Raw genomic sequence first — 23584 nt, 5'->3', positions numbered from 1 at the left:
GATCTTCATCTTGCCTTGTCAGTATCAAAAAGGACGCGTCAGCAGATCAGGCGTAAATTGTTCAGGCGACAGCAATAAACCTAAGCTCTCGATTTGTGCATTCAAACGATTGAGATCTTGAGTCAGCGCCGGCAAGGTCAGCGTATTGTCATCGAGTTCATACACTTGCCTTAAACTGATGTAATAAAACAGCAGTATAATCAAAGCATTCACATCATTTTGTGCTGCAGCGGCTTTAATCTTAATCAACTTGCGATAGATACGATTATGGAGCTGCTTTAATTGCCACACATAATAAATTTCGCTGAAGAAAGGTTTGTCCTTCAAGTTGTAAATCACTGCGCTACACAGACCTAGACTGAAAATCACCCCTAAGAGATTCAAATGGAAATTACCTGTTGGCTCACCCGGCACAGGCGTCGCACCAAACAGCGCAATCAACCCAGCTCCAAAAATCAGTGACAGCACGACTAAGCTAACAACTAAAATTACGATGAATAAATTCATGTTTTTACGGTACAAGGTTTTATCTATTTCCTGCAGCTTCATAACATCCCGCTCAAATAGGCCGCCTAGCGTTGGCGTATCAATCAATTAGTGGCAGAGCATACCGCAATCCCCTTTATTCGGCCTTAACTGATTTAAACGCATAGCTAAAATACATTTCTCATCCTCACCCGCGAGCGATACAAATTGACACATTTAGGCGAAATACCAATCACATTAAATATCTAATCAGTTCAGAGCCTCACAAGCATTTCAATCCAAGGCGCATTGGCGCAGAAATGGTCATTCCCTTTTAAGCCAATGCAACACGGGAGTGGGATGCCTGTGTGGCTCCCGAAGGGCGGGGTTCAACGCGCTTTATACTGCGTTTAAGGCTTTCGACAGAGCACCACCATGCCTTCAAGCCTTCGCCTTGTCTAAAGCGCGTTGAACTCCCGCTGAATGAACAGATATTTAATACGACTGGTATCATTAAACAGTCTGAAGGATAGGATGATGTATCAATTGAAGAACAACGGCTTAATGCCCTTGCGATTCAGCGTATGAAAAATAATCTTGCGTTTATCTCAAAACATTAAAATGTTAACGTGCGCCCCAATCAGGGTAAAATTTGCTAACCTTAATTTCAGTGAATGTCCTAACGATATCGCCGCTTTTACAAGATACCGTGCCTTAAGTTCCCGCATTCAAACCACACAAGGAATGCCATGATACTCAGCAAAGCCTTTGCACAAGTCGTCCTTTTGGCGCTCAGCAGCCTTTGCTTGACTGCGCAGGCCAAAGACCTGCTCGCGGTGGGTGCGAGTTTCAACCAAATTTTCGAACTACAGCCCAATGGCGAATATACCGGCTTAGGTGTCGATATTTTAAATCGCTTCGCCCAGCAGCAAAGTGTGAACATTCACTATCAAATTACCCCTTGGCGCCGCGCCATTTCTATGGTCGAACGTGGCCAAGCTGATATTCTTATTGGTCCCTACGATACCCCAGAGCGTGAAGCGAACTTGGCTTTTGCGACGAAAGCGTTTTACCGCGATAACATGGTGTTCTATGCCCGTGTAGGCCATGAAATAATCTGGAATGGCGACTATGCCAGCATTAAAGGTCAACGGATTGGTAAGATGCAGGGTTGGAGTTATGGCCCGACGTTTAATGAACAAACTAAATCATTGAACATCAATGAATTTGTCGATATTAAAAGCGGGATAGAACGCCTCTCTCGGGGGGATTTAGATTTACTCGCCACAAACAGCCGTAATACCGATGCCGTGCTCGCCCAAATCAAAATCCCTAAGGCAATTACCCCAATCATGCCGATAATCGATGTCCAAGACGGTTTTATGGCATTTCCGAAACAGGCGAAATTTGATCCCTTAAGACATAGGTTTGACAGCTTTTTCGATGAGATGATCCAAAATGGCACCTTTACGACACTCGGCCAAAAATATCGCGTAACCTTGCCTTACTGAGCCTGCGCGACTGCTACTGCGCATATAATTCTGCACGACTGCTCCTGCGCTACTGATCCATGCGTATTCGCCCCCGCCTGACCTATGATCACATGTGTAATAAAGGGCGATGGGAAAGCCAGTGAGCAGTTAACCATTAGAAGCTAGAAGTTAGCAAAGACAGGCGAGCAACTGCTGCTCAATCTCGTCCCAATTGACTTCGTCCACGGTAATCATTTCTAGTCTGGAATCTAAGCTGTCATCGAGTTCAACCACAGTAAACTCATGATCAATCCAGTTAAATCCAGCTATCCCTTCAGAAGTGATCATCACGGCCTTTAATCTCAGCAACACTTGCCCGACGTCTGATGACTGAGTGTGGCGCTGAATAAACGCCATTAACTTATCGAAATCAAACTCTTGCCTTGGATCAAACACCCAGCCACAGCTAAAACAGCCTTCGCCTTGATTCTGCTTGCGCACTATGCCGCGTGCATCAAATTCGAGTGCGACTTCGATTGCACCTTCGGCAAAAAGGCTTAGCTCACTCAAACGCGAACCACCCGTGCGGAACAAGCTAGGAGCAGTCGTTGTAAGATTACCTAGCTTAGGGACTATGCCACCATTACTGCTAATGTTGAGTGAAACGCGCCTTGGTTGGTTTAAATAATCCAGCAGCGCGCTAGGTAAAGGTTGCTGGTTTGTGTGGCTCACTACAGGAATATCAGTGCGTTCGATATGGCTTAAATAGGTCTGTAACTCATAGAGTAACTTGGTATTTTCGGCATCATATAAATCTGACTTAGTCGCGATAATCACATCGGCCACTTGCAGCTGTTGGATGAAATTTGCATGTTCGCGATAGCGGGGATCGTGGATTTTACGCGCGTCCACCAAACATAAAGTACTGCGCAGTGAAATCACATTCTGATAATGGGGCGCACTCAATACTTTAATGATTTCATTAGGATGGCCAAGCCCAGTCGGTTCTATCAATAAGCGGTCAGGTTTCGCTTTCGCAATCAACTGATTGATCGCCACTTGAGTCGGCACGCCTGCGGCGCAGCACATACAGCCACCCGCTACCTCACGAATTTGTATGCCGTTATCGGAAGAATTCAGTAACCCCGCATCAATGCCGACCTCACCAAACTCATTGACCAGCACAGCCCAAATTTCATCCGCGGGTTTAATCGCCAGCAATTGTTTAATCAAAGAGGTTTTTCCTACGCCTAAAAAACCTGTGATGATATTGGTGGGAATCGCTTTGATAATCATAAGGAAACTCGCTCGAATAGAAAGCTTGGCGCTCGAGTGTAGAAGTATTGGCTTTGAAGCTCAACAAAAAGCGCATCGGTGAGGATGCGCTTTTAGAATGGCGGGGCTATTTAACTAACTAGGCAACCGTCAAACAGCGAGGCTAACAGGCGCTAGGCGCTTATTAGCCTTGATTGTTGGGCTTAGCTTATTTTGGCTTCACTTATTTTGACTTAACTTATTTTGACTTATTTGCGCGAGAACCAAAACCTGACTTATTGCTCACCAAATTCGACTTAGGTTTAGTCGCGTTAAACGGCTTACCTGAGCCTGAAGCTGGCTTAGCACGGCTAGAAGACTTCTCGCCACCTGCTTTGCTGTCCTGCGCTTTACCTTTAGCGTACTTGCCCTGACGAGACTGACCAATAGTGCGATCCTGCGGCGCCTTATGGCTCCACTTTCCAATCGGCTTAATTGGTGCGGCTGGCGCATCACGGTAGCGGGCAGGTAAAGGCGTGCCTTCTTCATAACCCGGTTGTACCGACACGGGCAGTTTCTGCTCAATCAAGGCTTCAATTTCAGCGAGCATTTCATCGTCAGAAGGTGACACGAACGAAATCGCGCGACCGGTTAATCCAGCACGGCCTGTACGGCCAATGCGATGGATATAATCTTCGGCAAGGAAAGGCAATTCAAGGTTGATCACCATAGGCAAGGCTTGAATGTCTAACCCACGTGCAGCCACATCGGTTGCCACCAGCACCCGTAATTTACTGGCTTTAAACTCTTCTAACACCCGATTACGGGCGCCTTGAGTTTTATCGCCATGGAACACGCCTGCGGCTATGCCATCAAGCTTTAATTCTTGCAATAAATGCTCGGCGCTTTCTTTTGTGCTAGCAAAAACCAGTACTTGGCGCCAATTGTTGCGGCCAACGAGTTCTGACAACAGCTCGGCTTTGCGACGTTTATCAACGCGATACACTTCCTGCACTACTGTGGATGCGGTAGTCGTGTCAGCAACATTCACCCACTGAGGTTCATTCAGCATCTTCTCGGCAAGTTGTTTAACCGCATCGCTATAGGTCGCTGAGAACAACATGGTTTGATGCTGCGGCGCAATTAAGCGTTTCACTTTTTCAATGTCGCGCACAAAGCCCATGTCTAGCATGCGGTCGGCTTCGTCGATCACTAAGGTCGTGACGCTCGATAAATCTAACTGGAATTGGCCGATAATATCGAATAAGCGACCAGGAGTTGCCACCAAAATATCAACGCCCTGCTCTACCCCTTTACGCTGGGGATTCATGTTGGCGCCGCCGTAAACCGCTAAGGTTTTCAGTGGCAGGAACTGGCTGTATTTCTGGATATTTTCGCAGACTTGGATCGCGAGTTCACGGGTTGGAGTCATCACCAACGCACGTAAAATCGGTTTATCATTGCTGTCATTTGTTAAAGACTCAGCCGCCAGCTTTTCAAGTACAGGCAGAGCAAAGGAAGCCGTCTTACCTGTACCCGTTTGGGCGCAGGCCATAATGTCTTTGCCTTCAAAGGCAAGCGGGATCACTTTCTCTTGCACTTGAGTGAGTTGCTGATAGCCACACTCAGTTATCGCATTCAAAATAGGAGAAGATAAACCGAGTGTTTCAAATTTCATAGGGACTCTTTAGCTAAGTAGTAAAACTTTGATGCGAGGTGATACTCAATGCCCCAACGCGGGGCCGCGGAGTCTAGCAAAATCCGCGGCGTTTTTATAGGCAATTATCATCCCGTAGTGAATATCCTCTTAGACACGGGAAACTAACGGCGGATCCTGCAGGTATTTTTGGGTAAATTCAGCGGCAGGCACAGGTCTTGAGAACAAGTAACCTTGGCCGTAGTCACAACCTGCTGCCAACAACACTTGGCGCTGCGCCTCGGTTTCGACACCTTCGGCAATCACTTTCATCCCCAACTTGTGGGCCATCACGATTATCGCCTCACAGAGAATTTGATCGTTTGAATCGGTATCAATATGACGGGTAAAAGATTGATCAATTTTAAGATAATCGATATCAAACTTTTTCAGATAGGCGAGTGACGAGTAACCAGTACCAAAATCGTCCAACGACACTTGCACGCCCGCATCACGGTAGGCCAGTAGTTTTTCGGTCACGCCCATACTGGCGTCCAATAACAAGCCTTCGGTAATTTCAACGCACACGCCCGCGCCCGTGATATTGAGATCTTGCAACAACTTCAACCAATCATTGAGCAGTGTGCCTTCATCGCGAAATTGGATTGGGGATTTGTTAACGCTGATTTGGATTTCAACCCCTAACTCATGGCGCCATGCCGCACTTTGACGCGCGGCTTGCTCAAACACCCAATTACCAATTTCAACAATCAGCCCAGTGTCTTCCGCCACCGGAATAAACTCGGCGGGTGACACAGCGCCACGCTCAGCATGGTGCCAGCGGATCAAGGCCTCGGCCTTAGTCACTTCCCCCGTCGCTAAGGCAACAATTGGTTGATAATGCAGTTCAAATTCTTTATAGGCGACCGCTTGACGCAAATCTTGGATCAAGCGCATGCGGTATTTAGCGTATTCCTGCATCGACGGGGTGAAATAGTTGAAACGATTGCGCCCTTGATCTTTCGCCGCATACATCGCCTGATCCGCATGCTTAAGCAGTCCTTCAATACTGGTCGAATCATCGGGATACAAAGTGATCCCAATACTGGCGCTGATGTAAGCCGTTTCTTCACCCAGCACATAGGGCTCGGCAATTCGCCGCAGAATATTCTCGGCGACGCGCTCAATGCCCTTATGGTCTTCCATCGAACTTAACACCACAGTAAATTCATCGCCGCCAAGACGCGCCACCACATCAGCATCACGCACGCAGGATTTTAAGCGGCTCGCGGTTTCTATCAGCAGTAAATCGCCCATGGCATGGCCTAAGGTGTCATTCACTTCTTTAAAGAAATCTAAGTCCAAGAACAATAAGGCAAAGTGGTTGCGATTGCGGTCAGCGTTTTTCACTTCGCTGCTTAAATACTCCAATAACATGCGCCGATTGGGCAAGCCCGTCAGCGTATCGTAGTTGGCTTGCTTCCAGATAAGATGCTCATTTTGCTTCTTGTCGGTAATGTCAGAAAACAGCGCCACCCGCCGATAGGGATGGCCTTCTTTGTCATTGATGGTATTGATGGTTAACCAGATGACATATTCCTCGCCGTTCTTGCGCCGCTGCCACATTTCCCCTTGCCATTGGCCCTTTTCACGGATCTCATTGTTCATTTGAGTGTAAAAATCGCGACCATTGAGGTCACAATAGAGCAACCGAATATGTTGATCCCGCACTTCAAATTCACGATAGCCGGTCATCACGCTAAAGGCGGCGTTGACGGTAATGATCACGCCCTTTTCATCGAGTACACTCATAGCTTCTGAGCTGTTGTCGTATACCAGCGCCGACAATTTCAATGATTCTTCGATTAGTTTTGCGTCGGTAATATCGGTATAGGTTCCGCACATCCGCAGAGCATTATCATTGGCGTCACGGCTCACCACTTTGCCCGTGTCTAAAATCCAGCGTACTTTGCGATTGAGTGTATTTAGACGATATTCCATCTTATGCTGCGCCGTTTCGCCGCGAATATGGGCCTCAATCGAATGCAGCACTTTAGGCCTATCTTCGGCGACGATTGCGTCCATCCATTGGCGACTGTTAGCGTTGAGCATATCCACATCGCAGCCGAGAATATCGGCGCTGCGGGCATTACGTTCGATACGATCATTACGAATATCCCAATCCCATACCCCAAGATCGCTACTGCTCAGCACCAGTTCGAGTTGCTCACGACTAGCAAGTACCTCTTGGTCGGCAAAGGCTTGGGCAGTAATATCTAAATATCCAGCAATAACAAGCAACACGGCGTTATTGCCCCCCCGTTTGCAGGCGACTGTCATATGGGTGTAAACCACGCTGCCGTCTTTAACGATAAAACGCTTATCCATCTCGTAATTATCGATATCGCCTTGTAACATAAGCTCAAATTTCAGCGCATCGGTTTCTAAATCATCGGGATGGGTGATTTGCGCCCACGTCATCCGCAGCAATTCAGCCTCTGAATATTTGAGCATTTGGCATAAACGTGGATTCACCTTTATCCACTTTTGGTCAATCCCCGTTATCGCAATACCAATGTTGCCCGCGTTGAATTGACTGCGAAATAGGAAATCATCCTGCAGACGAATTTGTTCATCACGCTCTAATTCAAAACGTCGCGATAACAAGCGGCTTAATAGCCAAGTCGCAATGGGGAAAATGGTGAGCACAGGTAGGGTGACTTGTTCAAGCAAGGGCATTCCTATGCCATTGGGTAAAAATACAAACCACAGCAGCATTATGATATGCACTGCATAGGCGAAGAGAAAGATTTCTCTACCTGAAATGTTCGCTAAATAGGATTTACGATATTGACGCCAGATCACCCCAATTAACCCGGATGACACTATCACGCCGACGCCAATCCACATCCCAGCGCCACCAATACTGATACGATATAGCGCCGTCATCACCACAGCAATAAAGGTCGGTAAACCACCAAAAAAGAGGCCTGAAATACAGAGGATAACCGAGCGAGTATCGAAAAAAACGCCCGGTTGATATATCCAAGGCGTGCTCATGATGGTGATGCCAATACCACCGATGAGCATCCCAATAATGATACGCCACAGCAAGAAATACTGCCGCTGATGCTTTTTAGGGATCACGTCGTACAAAAATACCAACGCCAGCAGCAAAGCCGCATTTTGCACTAACGGAAAGAGAATACCTTTATCCATGACTCAGAGAGCGACTCCAATAAATGAGGGGGCTTGATACAATTTTAACATTCCCCTCACTAGTGTAGCAGAATCACTTAGAAATCATGCGCTAATTCCTTTTACCACATCACACTTTGTATATGCTGCATCACACTTTGCAATAGAGTTGTTGACGATATTGTTCAGCAATGGAATGCCAGTCAAAACGCTGTGCCATGGCCGCCGCACGCACCTTTGGCCATGTTTTCCCCTCGAAACAAGTAATGGCTTGCATCAACCTTTGCAAAAAAGCTTCGGCTTGCTCGTCTAAGCTATTGCCGTTAAAAGCAAAGCCAGTCACGCCATCCTCAACGGTATCCTTCAATCCGCCCACACCATGCACTAAGCAAGGCTGTCCGGCGCGCATCGCGAGCATTTGACTAATGCCACAGGGCTCAAAGGAGCTTGGCATCAAAAATAGATCGCCATGCTGATACAACGCCTCGGATAACGCCTCGTTATATCCCTGCAAAAATAATAGGTTATCGTATTTAGCCCCTAACGCTTGGAAGGACTTAGCAATGGAAGCATCGCCGCTGCCGAGTAAAATAAGTAGCGCCGTAGGTTTTGTTAGCTTCAACGCGTTAAGTAAGGTCTCAAGCACAGATGAGCCCGAGGGCAATTGATGGCGCAGCAGTAAGACTTTTTGATCGGTCAAACGGCCTACCGAAGTGAGTAACAGACTCGGTACTTGCTCCGCTATTGCTTGGCGCCAATGGGCTTGTGTGCGCGCAAAGGCAATCATATCTACGCCGCTCACTTGGGTTTGACGTCCCTGCCATTGCACTAACGCAGTCTCAATCGCACTGAGCAGTTGCTTGAACTGTGCCCCTTGAATGCGCGCCTTTGGCTTAGGGTTTACATCGGCTGCTGCTGAATATACACAGCCATTTAAAATCCCCACCACTTTGCCGTCATTCGCCTTGACCTGTAAGTCATGCTCTAACCCTTCGCCCCCAAAGAATCCCGCCTCTGGTTTGGAGGGCTGTAACACTTCTTTGGCGTAACTGGGTGAGACTAAATGCACTTTATCGCTCAGCACTATCCCCATGCGCATTGGGTTAACGCAGTGGGGATAACGGGGATCTGTGATCAGCTGTTTTTGCCCCTGCGTTAAAGACGCAAATAGCTCGGGAAACCATGCCGCAAACGATGACGAGTCCTGGCTTAAGGGGCGTATCCCCTGCAGCGCCAAATTGTGGATGGAGAACACACACTCAATTTCTTTGAGAGCGCTGAACTCAGGCACAAACGCCCTAAGCATGGCTAAGCAGCCCGCATGCCAATCATGTAAATGCAGCACAGCTGGCATTGGCACTCGGCCCGTAGCTAATGCCGTGGCGACACTCGCACAAAGGAAAGCAAACTTAGTTGCATCGTCGGCAAAAGGACGCTCGACGCTGCCTTGGCTATAAATTTGCCCAGGTACGGATTGCCATAATGCATGTTCGAGCAGATAAATCATCGCCTCTGGCACTTGAGGATGGGGCATGGCAAACACGTACACCCGCTCCAATCGGCCGCCAAAGGCCACGGTTAACTCACCCAAATCTTGGGGTTGATTCGCGACCGCAGTCAAAAAGCCATAGCTTGGCATAATCACATCGGCGCACAAATCCACACCCGCCAAAGCGTCGGGTAAATCACGGATCACATCCGCCATACCGCCAACCTTGGCGCCCGCAAGGGCACCGTTTTCAGCCGCGACCATTAAAATGCGTTGTTTCAATTAATTGGATACTCCCGCTACTTCATTTCAGCGGCTTATTAATAAGCTGACTGTACCTAAGCGCTAAATCTAAGGGCTTAATCTAAACACTAAACTTAAGCCCGTACTTAAAGCTCAAACTTAAGCCCGTTTCTATGCCGTTTGTGCTCGTTATGCTTGGCGACTCAAAAGATGAATTGCAACCGCTATTCATAACCCACTGGTAAACCTAGCATGTCACGGGTCACTAAAGTGACGCCTTTTTCCGACACCCTAAAACCTTTGGCTCGGTCGTGATCATGGTTATAACCTATCACCATGCCTTCGGGAATAATGCAGCCACGGTCGAGTATGGCATTCTTGATTTTGCAATGGCGCAGCACGACCACATCGGGTAGCACCACAGAATCTTCAACCAACGAATAAGAACAGACACGTACTTCGTTAAACAATACGCTACGGCGCACGGTCGCACCCGAAATAATACAACCGCCCGAGACAATCGAGTCCAACGCCATACCGCGTCTGTCATCGTCATCAAACACAAATTTAGCCGGCGGCAATTGTTCTTGGAAAGTCCAAATTGGCCATTTCGCATCGTACAAATTCAGTGCTGGCGTGGGCGATAACAGCTCCATATTCGCTTGCCAGAAAGAGTCTAGCGTCCCCACATCGCGCCAATAGGCTTGCTCGTTCGGGAAAGCGCTCTTAAAGGGATAGGCGAACACATTATGTTTTTCGATGATCGCAGGAATAATATCCTTACCAAAATCACGATCTGAGCTTTCGTTTAGGGCATCTTTCTTGAGTTGGTCAAACAAAAACTCTGTGTTAAACACATAGTTGCCCATAGATGCTAAACACATTTCAGGATTACCCGGAGAATGCTTAGGCTGCAGCGGCTTTTCTTCAAAGCCTAAAATGCGCATCTCTTCGTCGACTTCCATCACCCCAAACGAACCCGCCGCTTCGGCGATAGGCACCTCAAGGCATGAGACTGTCATGTCTGCACCCGACTCGGCATGGGCGGCTAATAACCCCGCATAATCCATGCGATACACGTGATCGCCCGACAGCACCATCACATACTTAGGTAACTCGTGGCGAATGATGTCGATGTTTTGGAATACGGCATCGGCGGTGCCTTGATACCAGTTTTCCGAATAGCGTTGTGAGGCGGGTAAAATCTCCACCGACTCGCCTAACTCTTTCTTAAAATGGCCCCAACCGCGCATCACATGGCGGATCAAGGAATGCGACTTGTACTGAGTGACCACACCTACGCGGCGAATACCCGAGTTGATGCAATTAGACAACGGAAAATCGATAATACGAAACTTACCACCGAAATACAGCGCCGGTTTAGCACGCCAATCCGTGAGTTCATGCAAGCGAGACCCGCGCCCACCAGCTAAAATCAACGCATAGGTTTCACGAGTTAAATTACTGATATAACGAACATTAGACATAGGCTCTTACTCCGAAATCGGCAAACTGATTGCCCATAAATGGCTTCTCGATACGGCAGAAACTGCCGTATTCCCCTGAGTATTTCTCACTTGCATTCCCCATTCCTTCCATTGATTGCTGCATTCCTTTCAAACACTTAACGCTTATACTCAACCGCTATAACAAGACTTATAACCCAAAGCCCAGCCCTTACAGTTTCCAAATTTCATCGCGATAACCCGCGATCGTCACATCACTCGAAAAACGCCCGCTAGCGGCGGTATTGCGAATACTCATCTGCGTCCAAACCTGCGGATCTTTATAGGCCCGCGCCACGGCTTCTTGCACGACTCGATAACTGTCAAAGTCGGCGGCCGTCATCCATTGATCGTCGCTGCTTTCGATGGCGGCAATAATCGGATCGAAAATCCCCGGCTCCAGCAGATTGAAATGACCACTTTTGAGTAACTTCATCACCTCAGATAACGCCGGTGAATCGTCAATAATGCTGCGTGGATGATAGTGGTTACGTACCTCTGAGACCTGCTCCGCATTGAGTCCAAACAGGAAGAAGTTCTCTGAGCCTACTTCCTCTAACATCTCGATATTGGCGCCATCCATAGTGCCAATCGTCAGTGCGCCGTTCATCATGAACTTCATATTGCCCGTGCCCGATGCTTCTTTACCCGCGGTCGAAATTTGCTCGGATAAGTCAGTCCCCGGACAGATTTTTTCCATGGCGCTGACGTTGTAATTGGGTAAGAAAGCAAAACGTAGGTAAGGCGTGACTAAAGGATCGGAATTGACCATATGGGCGACATTGCTGGCGAGCTTGATGATCAACTTAGCCATAAAGTAACCGGGCGCCGCTTTACCGCCGATCAACACGCAACGTGGCACCATGTTTTCGGTGTGGCCTTGTTGGATCTGATGATAGAGATGAACCACATGTAAGATATTGAGCAGCTGACGTTTATATTCGTGAATACGCTTCACTTGCACATCAAACAACATAGATGGATCGAACTCGACGCCACATTCTTTAGCAATCATCTTCGCCAGCAAAGCCTTGTTGGCTTGCTTCACATCACGCCATTTTTGGATAAATGCCGTGTCCTGCGTGAGGGCATTGAGCGCCGTTAACTGGCTTAAATCTGTCACCCATTCTTTACCTAAATGAGCCGTCAATAACTTAGCTAAAGCTGGGTTACAATGGGCAAGCCAACGCCTTGGCGTCACGCCATTGGTGCGATTATTAAACTTGTACGGCCACAACTCATAGAAATCCTTAAACAACCCAGATTTAAGCAGTTGCGTGTGTAAACCCGCGACGCCGTTGACCGAAAAACTCGCCACAATCGCCAGATACGCCATGCGCACATGGGGATGGGGGCCATCTTGAATAATCGACATACTCGCCAGTTTGCTAGCGTCCCCCGGCCAGTGGTGGGCGACTAAATCTAAGTAGCGGGCATTGATTTCATAAATGATTTCTAAAATGCGTGGCAGCATCTGCGCCATCATGCGCACGGGCCAACGCTCTAGTGCTTCTGGCAATAGGGTATGGTTAGTGTACGCCATGGTCTGGCTGGTAATCGCCCACGCACTGTCCCATTCCAAACCGTATTCGTCGATCAATAACCGCATCAACTCAGGTACGGCAATGCTGGGGTGAGTGTCGTTCAGCTGCATCACATTTTTAGCGGCAAACTGGGTGAAATCATGACCATGACGACTCACCCAACGTTTGAGCAAATCTTGCAAACTGGCGGAGGATAAAAAGTATTGCTGACGTAATCGCAGCTCTTTGCCGTTCTCGCTCGCATCATTGGGATAGAGCACCATAGTGATCTGCTCGGCCAAGTTTTTACGGGCCACGGCTTCTGTGTAGTCGCCTTGATTAAACTCAGCTAAATCAAAGTCATTGGTCGCTTCGGCCTTCCACAATCTCAGGGTATTCACCCGTCCATTGCGATAACCGGGAACTGGCATGTCATAGGCGACGGCGAGCACATCTTGGGTTTCAACCCAAATAATGTGCCTGCGACCCTGTTTATCGACATAGGATTCAGTGTGACCAAAAAATGGCACTGTCACGTTGTGGGTCGGCACGCGCACTTCCCACGGATTACCTTCGCGCAGCCAACGGTCGGGACGCTCAACCTGATAACCGTCAACTATCTTCTGGGCGAACATGCCATATTCGTAACGTATGCCATAACCCGTCACGGATAAGTCCATACTGGCGCAGCTATCGAGGAAGCACGCTGCCAATCGACCTAAGCCGCCGTTACCTAAACCGGCATCATGTTCGGCTTCTTCTAACTCTTCCAGTGATACCGCATAGTTGCTCAAGGCATCACGGCTATCTTGCTGTAGATCTAAACTCAGCAGTGCATTACCTAGCGCCCGGCCCATCAAAAACTCAAGGGATAAATACGCCACTTGCTTGCGCTGAAAATGGCTGTCATCCACACGGGTCTGACGCCAATTGTCTAGCATCTGTTCTTTGACGCTATAGGCCAACGCTTGAAATAATTCGCAGCTCACACCTTCGCCACGGCTGAGTCCATAACGTAAATGGCGCTCAAAAGAAGCGGGCAAAGCATCGCAGGGCTCACAGGGTTCAACGGCTTTAGGTTTGGCCTGACGCTTAGTTGGCGCCTTCTTACTCGCCGTTTTTGGCGCGGATGATACGGTTTTTTCGCTGGTATTTGGGCTCAGTTCGCTTTCGTCAGTCATAGTTAATTCCTTCATTTCTTGAAAATCAAATCAGCATGAAAAAGCATGAGACTGCGATCTTGCAGCAAGTATCGCGTCGTAGAGATCTGAGCATCCAGCGGCTCAGTTTGGGTATGGATCAGGCATTGCCACGGACTCAAGTGTTCAAAGGTCGGCGGCGTAAATGCCAAAGGGTTGTCGTCGGCATTGACCATCAACAGCAGAGCTTGCTGCTTACCTTGGCCTTCTAAGTCACCAGAAAGCACCACAGATAAACTGCGGCACATAGATTCAGTCCACAGGCTCTTGGTCATTTGCTCACCTTGACGACTAAACCAATCTAAGCGAGCACCGGTATCGGCTAAAGATTCGGCCAATAACTGTTCATGAATGAAGCGTTTAGCGCATAACAACGGGAAACGTTTGCGCAGGGCGATAAGCTGCTGAGTAAAGGCTAACAGCTCAGTGTCCATGCCCTTTGCCGACCAATCGAACCAGTTCAGTTCATTGTCTTGGCAATAGGCATTATTGTTGCCTTGCTGGGTGCGGCCCGTTTCATCGCCACTCAACAACATAGGCACACCTTGGGATAAAAATAGTGTCGTCAATAAGTTACGCTGTTGACGGCTGCGAAGTGCCAGAATTGCGCTATCTTCGGTTTCCCCTTCAATCCCATAATGATGACTGAAGTTTTCTTGGTGACCGTCGCGATTATCTTCCCCATTCGCCAAATTGTGGCGCTGGGTATAACTCACTAAATCTTTGAGGGTAAAACCGTCGTGACTGGTTAAAAAATTAAGACTGGTCGCAGGCGGACGACCGCCATGCTCGAAGAAATCCCCCGAGCCGTGAAACCGCCGAGCAAATTCGGGCAACATGCTGTGATCGCCGCGCCAGAAACGGCGCATAGTGTCTCTGTATCTGTCATTCCACTCGCTAAAAGCCACGGGGAAATTACCTAATTGATAACCGCCAGGGCCAATATCCCAAGGCTCAGCAATCAATTTTACTCGGCACAACACAGGGTCTTGCAACAGCGCATCGAAGAAACCTGAGCCGGGATCAAAACCATAGGCCTCGCGACCTAGGCAGGCCGCTAAGTCGAATCGAAATCCATCGACGCCCATGATTTCTACCCAGTAACGCAGCGAATCAAGCACGAGCTGCAACATGCGTGGATGGTTGATATTTAAGGTGTTTCCGCATCCCGTATCGTTAATGTAAAAACGCTTATCGTTCGGATGCAGGCGGTAATAACTGAGATTATCTATGCCACGAAAACTAAAGGTTGGCCCAAGTCGACTGCCCTCGGCGCTGTGGTTATAGACCACATCGAGGATCACTTCGATACCCGCACCGTGGAGTGCATCCACCATAGCGCGAAACTCACCAATATCGTCGGATGACAGATAACTCGGCTCGGGGGCAAAAAAGCCAATACTGTTGTAACCCCAATAATTAGTAAGCTTTTTCTCGAGCAAAAATGGTTCAGTAAAAAAGGCCTGTACTGGAAGTAACTCGACGCACGTCACCCCAAGTTCGGCCAAATAATCGATAGCAGGCTGAGTCGCTAAACCCGCAAAGGTGGCGCGTTTATTAGGTTCAATCTCAGGATGCGCCGCCGTAAAGCCTTTAACGTGCATCTCATAAATGATGCTGCGCTCTAGGGGTTTGGGCTGAAACCTCGTCGCTACGGGCTGAATCGACTGCTTAGCAGCGATGTCGATTAATGGACGAATGTCTACGACCTTACATTTTGGCACATGGGCAGCGTTATCTAACTTACTGAAAGATAAGTCTTCATCCTTGTGATTCAGCTCGTAACCATAGTTAGACTCATGGTCGCTATATTCACCGACCAGCTGGAGGGCATAGGGGTCGAGCAATAGCTTATTGGGGTTAAATCTGTGGCCAAGCTGAGGCTCATAGGAGCCATAAACGCGATAGCCGTAGAGTTGCCCCGCCTTGAGCCCATGCACAAACACATGCCAGATTTGCTGGGTTTGCTCAGTTAACGCAATCCGCGCGATTTCTTGCTCGCCATTGTCGTCAAATAGGCATAACTCGACCGCTGTCGCGTTAGCTGAAAATAACGCAAAGTTGACGCCATCACCCTCGACACTCGCACCGAGCGGAAAAGGCTCACCTGCCCCCAAGGCCCATTTCTCACTTTGAGAAGGGTTGTTTTTAGCGTCAGGGTTGAGCTTGATATCATCAGCTGTGGGCTTTTGCATGCTAGTTAGCCTCAGCCAATCCAGTTGCAGGCCCTATCACTAGGCAACCCAAGGGCGGCACTGTGATCAGCGCGCTCTGCGCCATACCCTGCCACGGCAGCGACTCAGCAACGACAGTGCCCGCATTACCTTGGTTACTGCCACCATAAATCTGGCTATCGCTATTCAGGTATTCGCGGTAATCCCCCGCCAAGGGCAAACCAATACGGAACCCAGTGTGCAATTGGGGCGTCATATTGATGACAAACACTAACGGCGCATCACCCGCTAACCCGTAACGCACAAAGGTAAAGATGCTATCGCGGCTATTTTCACAATCTAGCCAACTGAATCCTGCCCCCTCGTAATCCTGAACCGATAAGGCTGGCATGGCTTGATATAAGTGATTGAGATCTTTAAGCCAACGTTGCACACCTTGATGCGGTTCATAAGCCAATAAGTGCCAATCTAAACTCTGGTTATGGTTCCACTCATTTCGCTGACCAAACTCGCAGCCCATAAAGAGTAATTTCTTACCTGGATGCCCCCACATAAAACCGTAATAGGCACGCAGAGTTGCAAATTTCTGCCAATCATCTCCGGGAATTTTATGCAGCAACGAGCCCTTGCCGTGGACCACTTCATCGTGACTCACGGACAACATAAATTGCTCGGTATAGGCGTACATCAAACTGAAGGTCAATTGATGATGGTGGAATTGGCGGTAAAGCGGGTCACGGCCTAAGTAGCTTAAGCTGTCATTCATCCAGCCCATGTTCCATTTAAAGCCAAAGCCGAGACCTTGCTGATCCGTCGGTTTAGTCACCCCCGCAAAGGCGGTGGACTCTTCGGCGATCATGCAAATGCCGGGGAACGCTTGGTACAGGCGTTGATTCAAAATTTGTAAGAAACTAATGGCTTCGAGATTCTCCCGTCCACCATAGGCATTGGGCAGCCATTGGCCCGGCTCGCGGCTGTAATCGAGGTACAACATGGAAGACACGGCATCGAGACGCAGGCCATCAAAATGAAACTCCCGCAGCCAGTAACAGGCATTACTCAACAAGAAACTGCGCACTTCACCGCGATCATAGTTATAAATCAGGGTATCCCAATCGGGATGTGTGCCCTTGCGAGGATCTTCGTGCTCATACAAACAAGTGCCATCGAAACGCACTAAGCCGTGGGGATCCTTAGGAAAATGCGCCGACACCCAATCGAGGATGATTCCAATTCCCGCCTGATGGCAGGCATCCACAAAGGCTTTTAACCCATTGGCATCGCCAAATCTGTGGGTCGGTGCATAGAGACCCACAGGCTGATATCCCCACGAACCATCGAAGGGAAACTCGCTGATCGGCATCAGTTCAATGTGGGTAAAACCTTGCTCCTTCACATAGGGAATAAGCTGTTCAATCAAGTCTTGATAATCAAGATATTGCTCGCCTTGCTCTCCCTTACGACGCCACGAACCTAAGTGCACTTCGTAGGCCGACATGGGCGCTTTATGCCAAGCTGTCGCCGCTCGCTTACTCATCCAAGCGGTATCATTCCAACTGTGATGGGCTTTTGGGGGCACGATAGAAGCGTTATGGGGTGCGCATTCCATTTGAGTCGCCATGGGGTCGGACTTGGTATGACGCTCACCATTTTGGTAAACCAAATCAAACTTATAGTGGGCGCCTTCAACCACATTGGGTAGAAATAGCTCCCACAAACCATTGGCAAGATGTTGGCGCATTACATGGCGAGTATCGTCCCAATGATTGAAATCCCCCACCACAGAAACCCGTTTGGCATTGGGTGCCCACACACAAAAATGCACACCTTCAACGCCTTGGGTCTGACGCCAGTTGGCGCCTAAAAACTCATAGGCGCGCTCGGCGCTGCCTTCACCAAACAGGTAAATATCGTCACTATTGAGCAGTGAATCAAACTGATAAGGGTCGACTATATCTAGCTGACACAGGGGGTATTCTACCCGCAGCAAATAGAGAAACGGTTTGACGCGTCGCCCCAGCGTACCGGCGAACAATCCCTGCTCGTTAACTTTGTCCAGACTCGCTACTTTGCGGCCATCTTTAATGCTGATCACATCCACACTGAGGGCATTGCGTAAAAAACAACGAACAATTAATGACTTACCCTCGTTGGCACTGTGCATACCCAAAAGCGAAAAAACATCAGTGTATTGACCATTAAGTAGGGCCACGTCGGCGCCATCGTAGAAATAGGCATTGGCTTGAGTCATCATTTTTCTTCCGTTTATCAGTCAATTAAACTTGCAAATTGGCACTATTTATCCGCATAACACCCCCTAATTATCGAACCTTTAGGGATGGCATAATGTGGCACTGGATCAGCAGCATTAACTCGGTAGCTGTCTCGCCGCAGCGATATTTTGTAATCGCTGCAATATCTCTGGCGAAGCCGACACTTGCGTTAAACTCAAAGGTAAGCGGCGCTGCCAGTTAGGATATTCGAGCCAAGTGCCGGGAATGTTCACCGCATGGCGATCGGCTAATAAATCACACAGTTGCACGCTGTACAGCGCACTATTTCCGCGAGCCCCTAGGGTCATCCAAGCCGTGAGCAAGGTTTGAATATCGAGTTCGGCTATCGTCACCTCGGCTAACAGACCTTGAGCGACTAACAGTGAAATCAGTTGCTGCTTTTCATGCTCCCGCCCTGCGAGCGCATCGCCCAATTGTTCGTCAGTTTCAAACAGGGATAGCTGTCGACGCAGGTGTAAATCGCTGCCACACCACCAAGCGACTAAAGTCGGCACATCGTGGTTCGCCAGCATCATCAGGCTCTGGGACTTATATTGATCCGGTGATTTAAAGCCTTGATGGTCTTTGCAGAAATAGAACAACTCATTGGAATAAATGCCAGAAGTGTAGAGACGATGAATAATGTCAGGTGGCACCAGTCCTAAATCTTCGCCAATCACCACACAGCGGGCACGTTGACTCTCAAGGCAAACGATGGCGAGCAAGGTTTCGACGGGATAATACACATAGGCACCCTGGCCGAGTTGTTTATCCAGTGGCCACCACCAGAGGCGCAGCAAGCCCATCACGTGATCGATACGCAAGGCGCCACAGCTTTCCATATTGGCGCGGATCAAGGAGATAAAATGACTGAAATTATGTTGTTTTAACTTCACCGGATCGAGGGGCGTTAAGCCCCAATTTTGCCCTTGGGGCGCAAAGGGATCGGGCGGTGCGCCGATACTGGCATGCAAACAAAACTGCTCGGCATTGGCCTGTACTTCACTGCCCTGCAGCGCTGCGCCAACGGCCAAATCACGGATTAATCCCAACCCCATGCCCACTTCTTTCGCTTTTAGCTGGCAAAGGTGTAACTGGTTTTCGGCCACAAATTGCAGGTAAAGATAGAAACCTTCCTCTTGTACAAACGCTTTTGGGCTACGTAAGTATTCCGCTTGAGCAAACTCTTGCAGCGCAGTGCCCTGCTCACGCACAAACTCATGGAATCTTTGCGCTCTGGGCGTGTCGTTCGCCAGATGCGTATCACAAAAAACGCGATATAACTGCTCAAAGGCACGGTATTTGAGCTCACTCACCTTAGGATAATCGAGCCAATTGTCACGATTCAGTAAGGCGATGGCCTCTAGCCAAGTAGCGCTTGAAAATTCAGTGGCAAGTGTTTGGTATTCAGGAACACTTTGTAATTGAATATAAAGAGGATTGAGTCTGCGGCGATCGCACGGACTATAGGGACTCGGATGCTCTGGCGCCGCAATGTCGAGGGCATGCAAGGGATTGAGTTGAATGAAATCCGCGCCCTGCGCCGCCACCAGCGCGATCAGTTGTTCTAAATCGCCAAAGTCACCTATGCCCCACTGGCTCTCGCTGCGTAAACTGTAGAGTTGAACGCTGATCCCCCAAGGTTTATGGCGCTTACCTTGGGCAACAGCCGTGAGTACGCCTTGATAAGCGGCCCGCGGTGCCACTATTAAGGTGCCAGAAAACAAGGTGCTGGTATCAGCCTCAGCCGTCACACTGCTCTGTAGCGCTGAGCTTGGCGCTTGTGCACTTGTCTCTAGGGCATGTTTTAAGCTTAAAGCTATGCGATGAAAGCCCAAACCTAACACAGAGAAATCACTCGCATTTTTGTCAGCTGCATGCGCAAATGAGTCTTGGTTTTTGATTAAGGCAGGCTTGTTAGTGAACTCTTGGCTGCTCAAGAAATAAGACGCTAAATTCACCGCCTCAGTCTCGGCGGTCATTGAGTGTTCAAGGGAAGCTTGGGTCTTGGCCTCAGCTAAATCGAGGCGTGCTAATCCCAGTTGCGTAAGATCAAGGCGATAGTGGAGATAAAGCGTTTGTTCAATGCGGTAATCGCCAATCGACTTAAGCGCCGAGAACGGCACATCAAATACGATAGACTCACCCTGTTCGCATTCAATCGCCACACTCAGATCTGAGGTATAGGTTTCAGGTAAACAAAGGCTTATCCAAGGTTCATCCACGAAACACCAATGAAATTCGGGTAACACCTGAGTCCAAGGACGGGCATCCAGCAAGTCAATTTGTGAGGCGATCAGCGCTTCAGTCAATACCGCATCGACATTAGTCAGCCCAGCATCACTCGATAACGCCTCTGTAGCAGAAGCATCAATGGCAGTCCCTGCCACAGTGTTTTTTTCCTGTAACATACAGGTCAAGATACCTTGCCTGTCTACCTCGGAAATATGGATCTCTTGGCCAAAACAATCAGTAAATTCTGCTCCAACCCCCCGCAAATACAGCAACTTTTCCAGCCCCATATTTTGTCGCCCCCGCGACCGCTCATCCATGGCTTTAGATATACAGTAACCATGCCAACCAAAAGTAACAAGAAGATGACATAAATATTTCAGGGAAATAACAAAAAACTTTTTCAAAAAATCAGTAACTTACTAGAAGCACTCAGTTAAGTTCGCGCGCAGTGACAATCGAAATAATAAACATGGAACGCACCAACTTGGGGCATGCGTTCAGCAAGAGGGCAAGCATGCTTCTCAAGGCCTTAACGAAAAGCAGTCGCGAGAGGCAGTTACAAAAGACAAGCACTAGGCAGGGAACTAAGGCATAGAAATAACATGACAGGCGTAAGACATTTATATGTCATAGCATTCGAACTAAAACCCAATGAATAAGACCCAAAACATATCGACTAGTGAGTTCGGTGCAACACTTTGTATCAATTGCACTTTATAACTTGAACAGCCTATCTCTCCTCTGTCAACATCTCATCTCGCTACAGCGTAGAAACATAATAACAACATTACATTCATGGAGCCTGATATGCCCTCGCTTATCCGCCAGAGGCTCGCTCGATGGAACGCTAAAGCAGAAACTCCCCAATGATGATTGAGAATAAGGATATGAAATGAAGAAGTTATCAGGATTACTGTTTGTCGGCTGCATAGCCTTAACCGGTTGTGAAGGAAGTACAGATGGTGATCTAACGCCGACGCCACCGACGCCCGATCCCACTCCGCCAGCCTTAGCTGCGGATGTATGTTATTTAATGAAAACCACAAAAGGCGATATCACACTCGCCATTGACTTAACGAACATGCCTATCACAGGTAAAAACTTTAAGCAGTATGTTGATAAGTCTTTCTATAACGGCACCTTATTCCATAGAACCGTTAATAACTTTATGATCCAAGGCGGCGGTTTTACCACAGGGCTCAAAAGCAAACCAGGCGATGCCCCCATCAAAAATGAAGCCGCAGTCGGTATTAGCAACAAACGTGGCACTATCTCTATGGCTCGCACGGATGATCCAAATTCTGCAACATCACAGTTCTTTATCAATGTGTTAGATAATCCACATTTGGATGCGTCTGCAAGTAGTTATGGATATGCCGTGTTTGGCAAAGTGGTTGACGGTATGGATGTGGCGGATCAAATCAGCATAGTACCAACAAAAAGTAGCGGTGGTTTCTCCAACACGCCAGTACAAGAAATTCTGATTAACTCTGTGGCTAAAACAAGCTGCCCTGCTGCTTAAGTATGTAAAAGATGCACAGCTAAACGCAAAAAAGCACTGAATCTTCAGTGCTTTTTCATTTTAAAAACGAATCGATTTTAGCGTCTAATTCATTTAAACCATGATCTAAACGATTACTCGTCGCCTTGGATCTTCCCAACCAAGAGCATAGGCGCCGCATCAATTTTATCGGCGTCCATCATAGTCGCGATACGCTCAACGGCTGAGAGCAATTGACTCTGTTCCCATTCTTCAAGATTCTGATAACGCTTAATAAAATGATCCTGTAACGGTTTAGGTGAGTCCTGTAACAGCGCTCGGCCCGCATCGCTAAGGTATAAATGCACCTTACGTTTATCAGTCTCACTGCGCAGACGGATCACTAAACCACGGCCCTCGAGACGATCGATAATGGTCGTCACTGTTGCAGGGCTCAGCGTAATTTCTTCCGCCACAGTTTTCGCCAATGGCGCATCCAATTGGGCGATTTTTTGCATCACCATCAATTGCGGCCCAGTTAAACCTGAGTGTTTGTTCAGCTGGCGAGAATGAATGTCGATAGCGCGTATCACTCGACGCAGCGAAATGAGCAGTTGTTCGTACTTTTCCATAATGTCCCGTCCCAGTTGTCCAGTGCACCTTACCAGAAAGCGCGACTGAACTCACCAAGAGGAGGCACTTTTATGGTAAAAGTCCCTTAGATTACAACATGAATTGACGCGATACCGACAACACTAGGCGCTCGTCACTGGTATCTAAGTTCATGCTGGTATCTTCAGCAGCAAGGCTGAAATCAAAGCCGCTCCAGCTGGTCATATAGGCAACGCGGAAGTGATTAAAGGATTTACCGCCATCCCATGGCCATTTGTCTTCATCGAGTGACGTCGAGCGGTCAACACTGAAGCGGATATCATGGCCTTCGGCAACGCTAATCGTATGGCCAAGCAACATAGTGTAATGTCCGCCGCCAAAACCAAAGTAGTCCCATGTGTAGGTTAACTTAGCTTCAGAGTGGCCAAGGGAAGTGTCGTAACCTAGCTTGCTATACAGCTCAGGATAGTTGTACTCATCAGAGAAGGAATCGCCGTGGTAGGTGTAATAGGCCAGCCCGACATCGAGACTCAATTGTTTATTCAACTGATAGTATTTACCCGCATAGGCATCAAGCTCCAACCAAGTGTCATCGCTGCCACCAAAGTCGACGTTCGAGGTAAAGCCGCCCACGTACCATCCCGAATCAAAACCGTAATCCAGACTGCCTTGCAGTGCTGGGCCGTTGTCCGTTTGGCTAACACCGTTAAAAGTGTAATCCGACGTCGCCGTCACAGTGGCCGATAATCCGGCATTCGCCGCAGTCGACATCAATAACAATCCGCCGGCGACAAGATAAAAACATTTTGATTTCATTATTAATTTT

14 protein-coding genes are annotated in these 23584 nt (G+C 48.4%); 2 read left to right on the top strand and 12 right to left on the bottom strand.

The features are described 5' to 3' along the window. Nucleotides 1–24: 24 nt before the first annotated feature. Complete coding sequence (locus AC5YB3_RS18295) at nucleotides 25–549, bottom strand: DUF3087 domain-containing protein (protein ID WP_259562027.1); 525 nt, start codon at nucleotides 547–549, stop codon at nucleotides 25–27. Between the two features lie 665 nt (nucleotides 550–1214). Between AC5YB3_RS18295 and AC5YB3_RS18290 the strand changes: the two genes are divergently transcribed. Next, entirely contained in the window at nucleotides 1215–1976 is a 762-nt protein-coding gene (locus AC5YB3_RS18290; RefSeq protein WP_126491456.1) for a substrate-binding periplasmic protein, read from the top strand. 150 nt (nucleotides 1977–2126) lie between these two features. Here AC5YB3_RS18290 and AC5YB3_RS18285 read toward each other — a convergent pair whose 3' ends face one another. From AC5YB3_RS18285 to malQ, 9 genes are all read right to left on the bottom strand, one after another. Continuing rightward, the gene (locus tag AC5YB3_RS18285) at nucleotides 2127–3233 is read right to left on the bottom strand and encodes a CobW family GTP-binding protein (protein WP_494525889.1); all 1107 of its coding nucleotides are present in this window, start codon (nucleotides 3231–3233) and stop codon (nucleotides 2127–2129) included. A 217-nt stretch (nucleotides 3234–3450) separates the two neighbouring features. Then, on the bottom strand, nucleotides 3451–4869 hold the full coding sequence (locus AC5YB3_RS18280) for a DEAD/DEAH box helicase (RefSeq protein WP_259578157.1): 1419 nt from the start codon (nucleotides 4867–4869) through the stop codon (nucleotides 3451–3453). A 129-nt stretch (nucleotides 4870–4998) separates the two neighbouring features. Beyond that, nucleotides 4999–8046 (bottom strand): EAL domain-containing protein, encoded by a 3048-nt coding sequence (locus tag AC5YB3_RS18275; protein WP_494525888.1) that lies wholly within the window; start codon nucleotides 8044–8046, stop codon nucleotides 4999–5001. 130 nt (nucleotides 8047–8176) lie between these two features. After that, on the bottom strand, nucleotides 8177–9796 hold the full coding sequence (locus tag AC5YB3_RS18270) for a glycogen synthase (RefSeq protein WP_494525887.1): 1620 nt from the start codon (nucleotides 9794–9796) through the stop codon (nucleotides 8177–8179). Between the two features lie 185 nt (nucleotides 9797–9981). Next, entirely contained in the window at nucleotides 9982–11244 is a 1263-nt protein-coding gene (gene glgC, locus AC5YB3_RS18265; RefSeq protein ID WP_006085131.1) for a glucose-1-phosphate adenylyltransferase, read from the bottom strand. A gap of 190 nt (nucleotides 11245–11434) precedes the next feature. Further along, complete coding sequence (locus AC5YB3_RS18260) at nucleotides 11435–13966, bottom strand: glycogen/starch/alpha-glucan phosphorylase (protein WP_494525886.1); 2532 nt, start codon at nucleotides 13964–13966, stop codon at nucleotides 11435–11437. Between the two features lie 11 nt (nucleotides 13967–13977). Continuing rightward, nucleotides 13978–16179, bottom strand: a complete 2202-nt coding sequence (gene glgX / locus AC5YB3_RS18255; protein WP_494525885.1) for a glycogen debranching protein GlgX — start codon at nucleotides 16177–16179, stop codon at nucleotides 13978–13980. 1 nt (nucleotide 16180) lies between these two features. Then, complete coding sequence (gene glgB, locus AC5YB3_RS18250; protein WP_494525884.1) at nucleotides 16181–18412, bottom strand: 1,4-alpha-glucan branching protein GlgB; 2232 nt, start codon at nucleotides 18410–18412, stop codon at nucleotides 16181–16183. A 114-nt stretch (nucleotides 18413–18526) separates the two neighbouring features. Further along, entirely contained in the window at nucleotides 18527–20953 is a 2427-nt protein-coding gene (malQ, locus tag AC5YB3_RS18245; RefSeq protein ID WP_494525883.1) for a 4-alpha-glucanotransferase, read from the bottom strand. A gap of 605 nt (nucleotides 20954–21558) precedes the next feature. Between malQ and AC5YB3_RS18240 the strand changes: the two genes are divergently transcribed. Beyond that, nucleotides 21559–22188, top strand: coding sequence for a peptidylprolyl isomerase (locus tag AC5YB3_RS18240; RefSeq protein WP_494525882.1), 630 nt, complete (start codon nucleotides 21559–21561; stop codon nucleotides 22186–22188). A 113-nt stretch (nucleotides 22189–22301) separates the two neighbouring features. Here the strand turns inward: AC5YB3_RS18240 and AC5YB3_RS18235 are convergent, their stop codons facing one another. Together AC5YB3_RS18235 and AC5YB3_RS18230 are read right to left on the bottom strand one after the other, a co-directional pair. After that, nucleotides 22302–22778 (bottom strand): MarR family winged helix-turn-helix transcriptional regulator, encoded by a 477-nt coding sequence (locus AC5YB3_RS18235; protein ID WP_006080852.1) that lies wholly within the window; start codon nucleotides 22776–22778, stop codon nucleotides 22302–22304. A 91-nt stretch (nucleotides 22779–22869) separates the two neighbouring features. Continuing rightward, on the bottom strand, nucleotides 22870–23574 hold the full coding sequence (locus tag AC5YB3_RS18230; protein ID WP_494525881.1) for a TorF family putative porin: 705 nt from the start codon (nucleotides 23572–23574) through the stop codon (nucleotides 22870–22872). Nucleotides 23575–23584 lie beyond the last annotated feature (10 nt).

The sequence above is a fragment of the Shewanella sp. 1311 genome (assembly GCF_059338235.1).
This window is presented reverse-complemented; position numbering and strand designations above follow the sequence as displayed.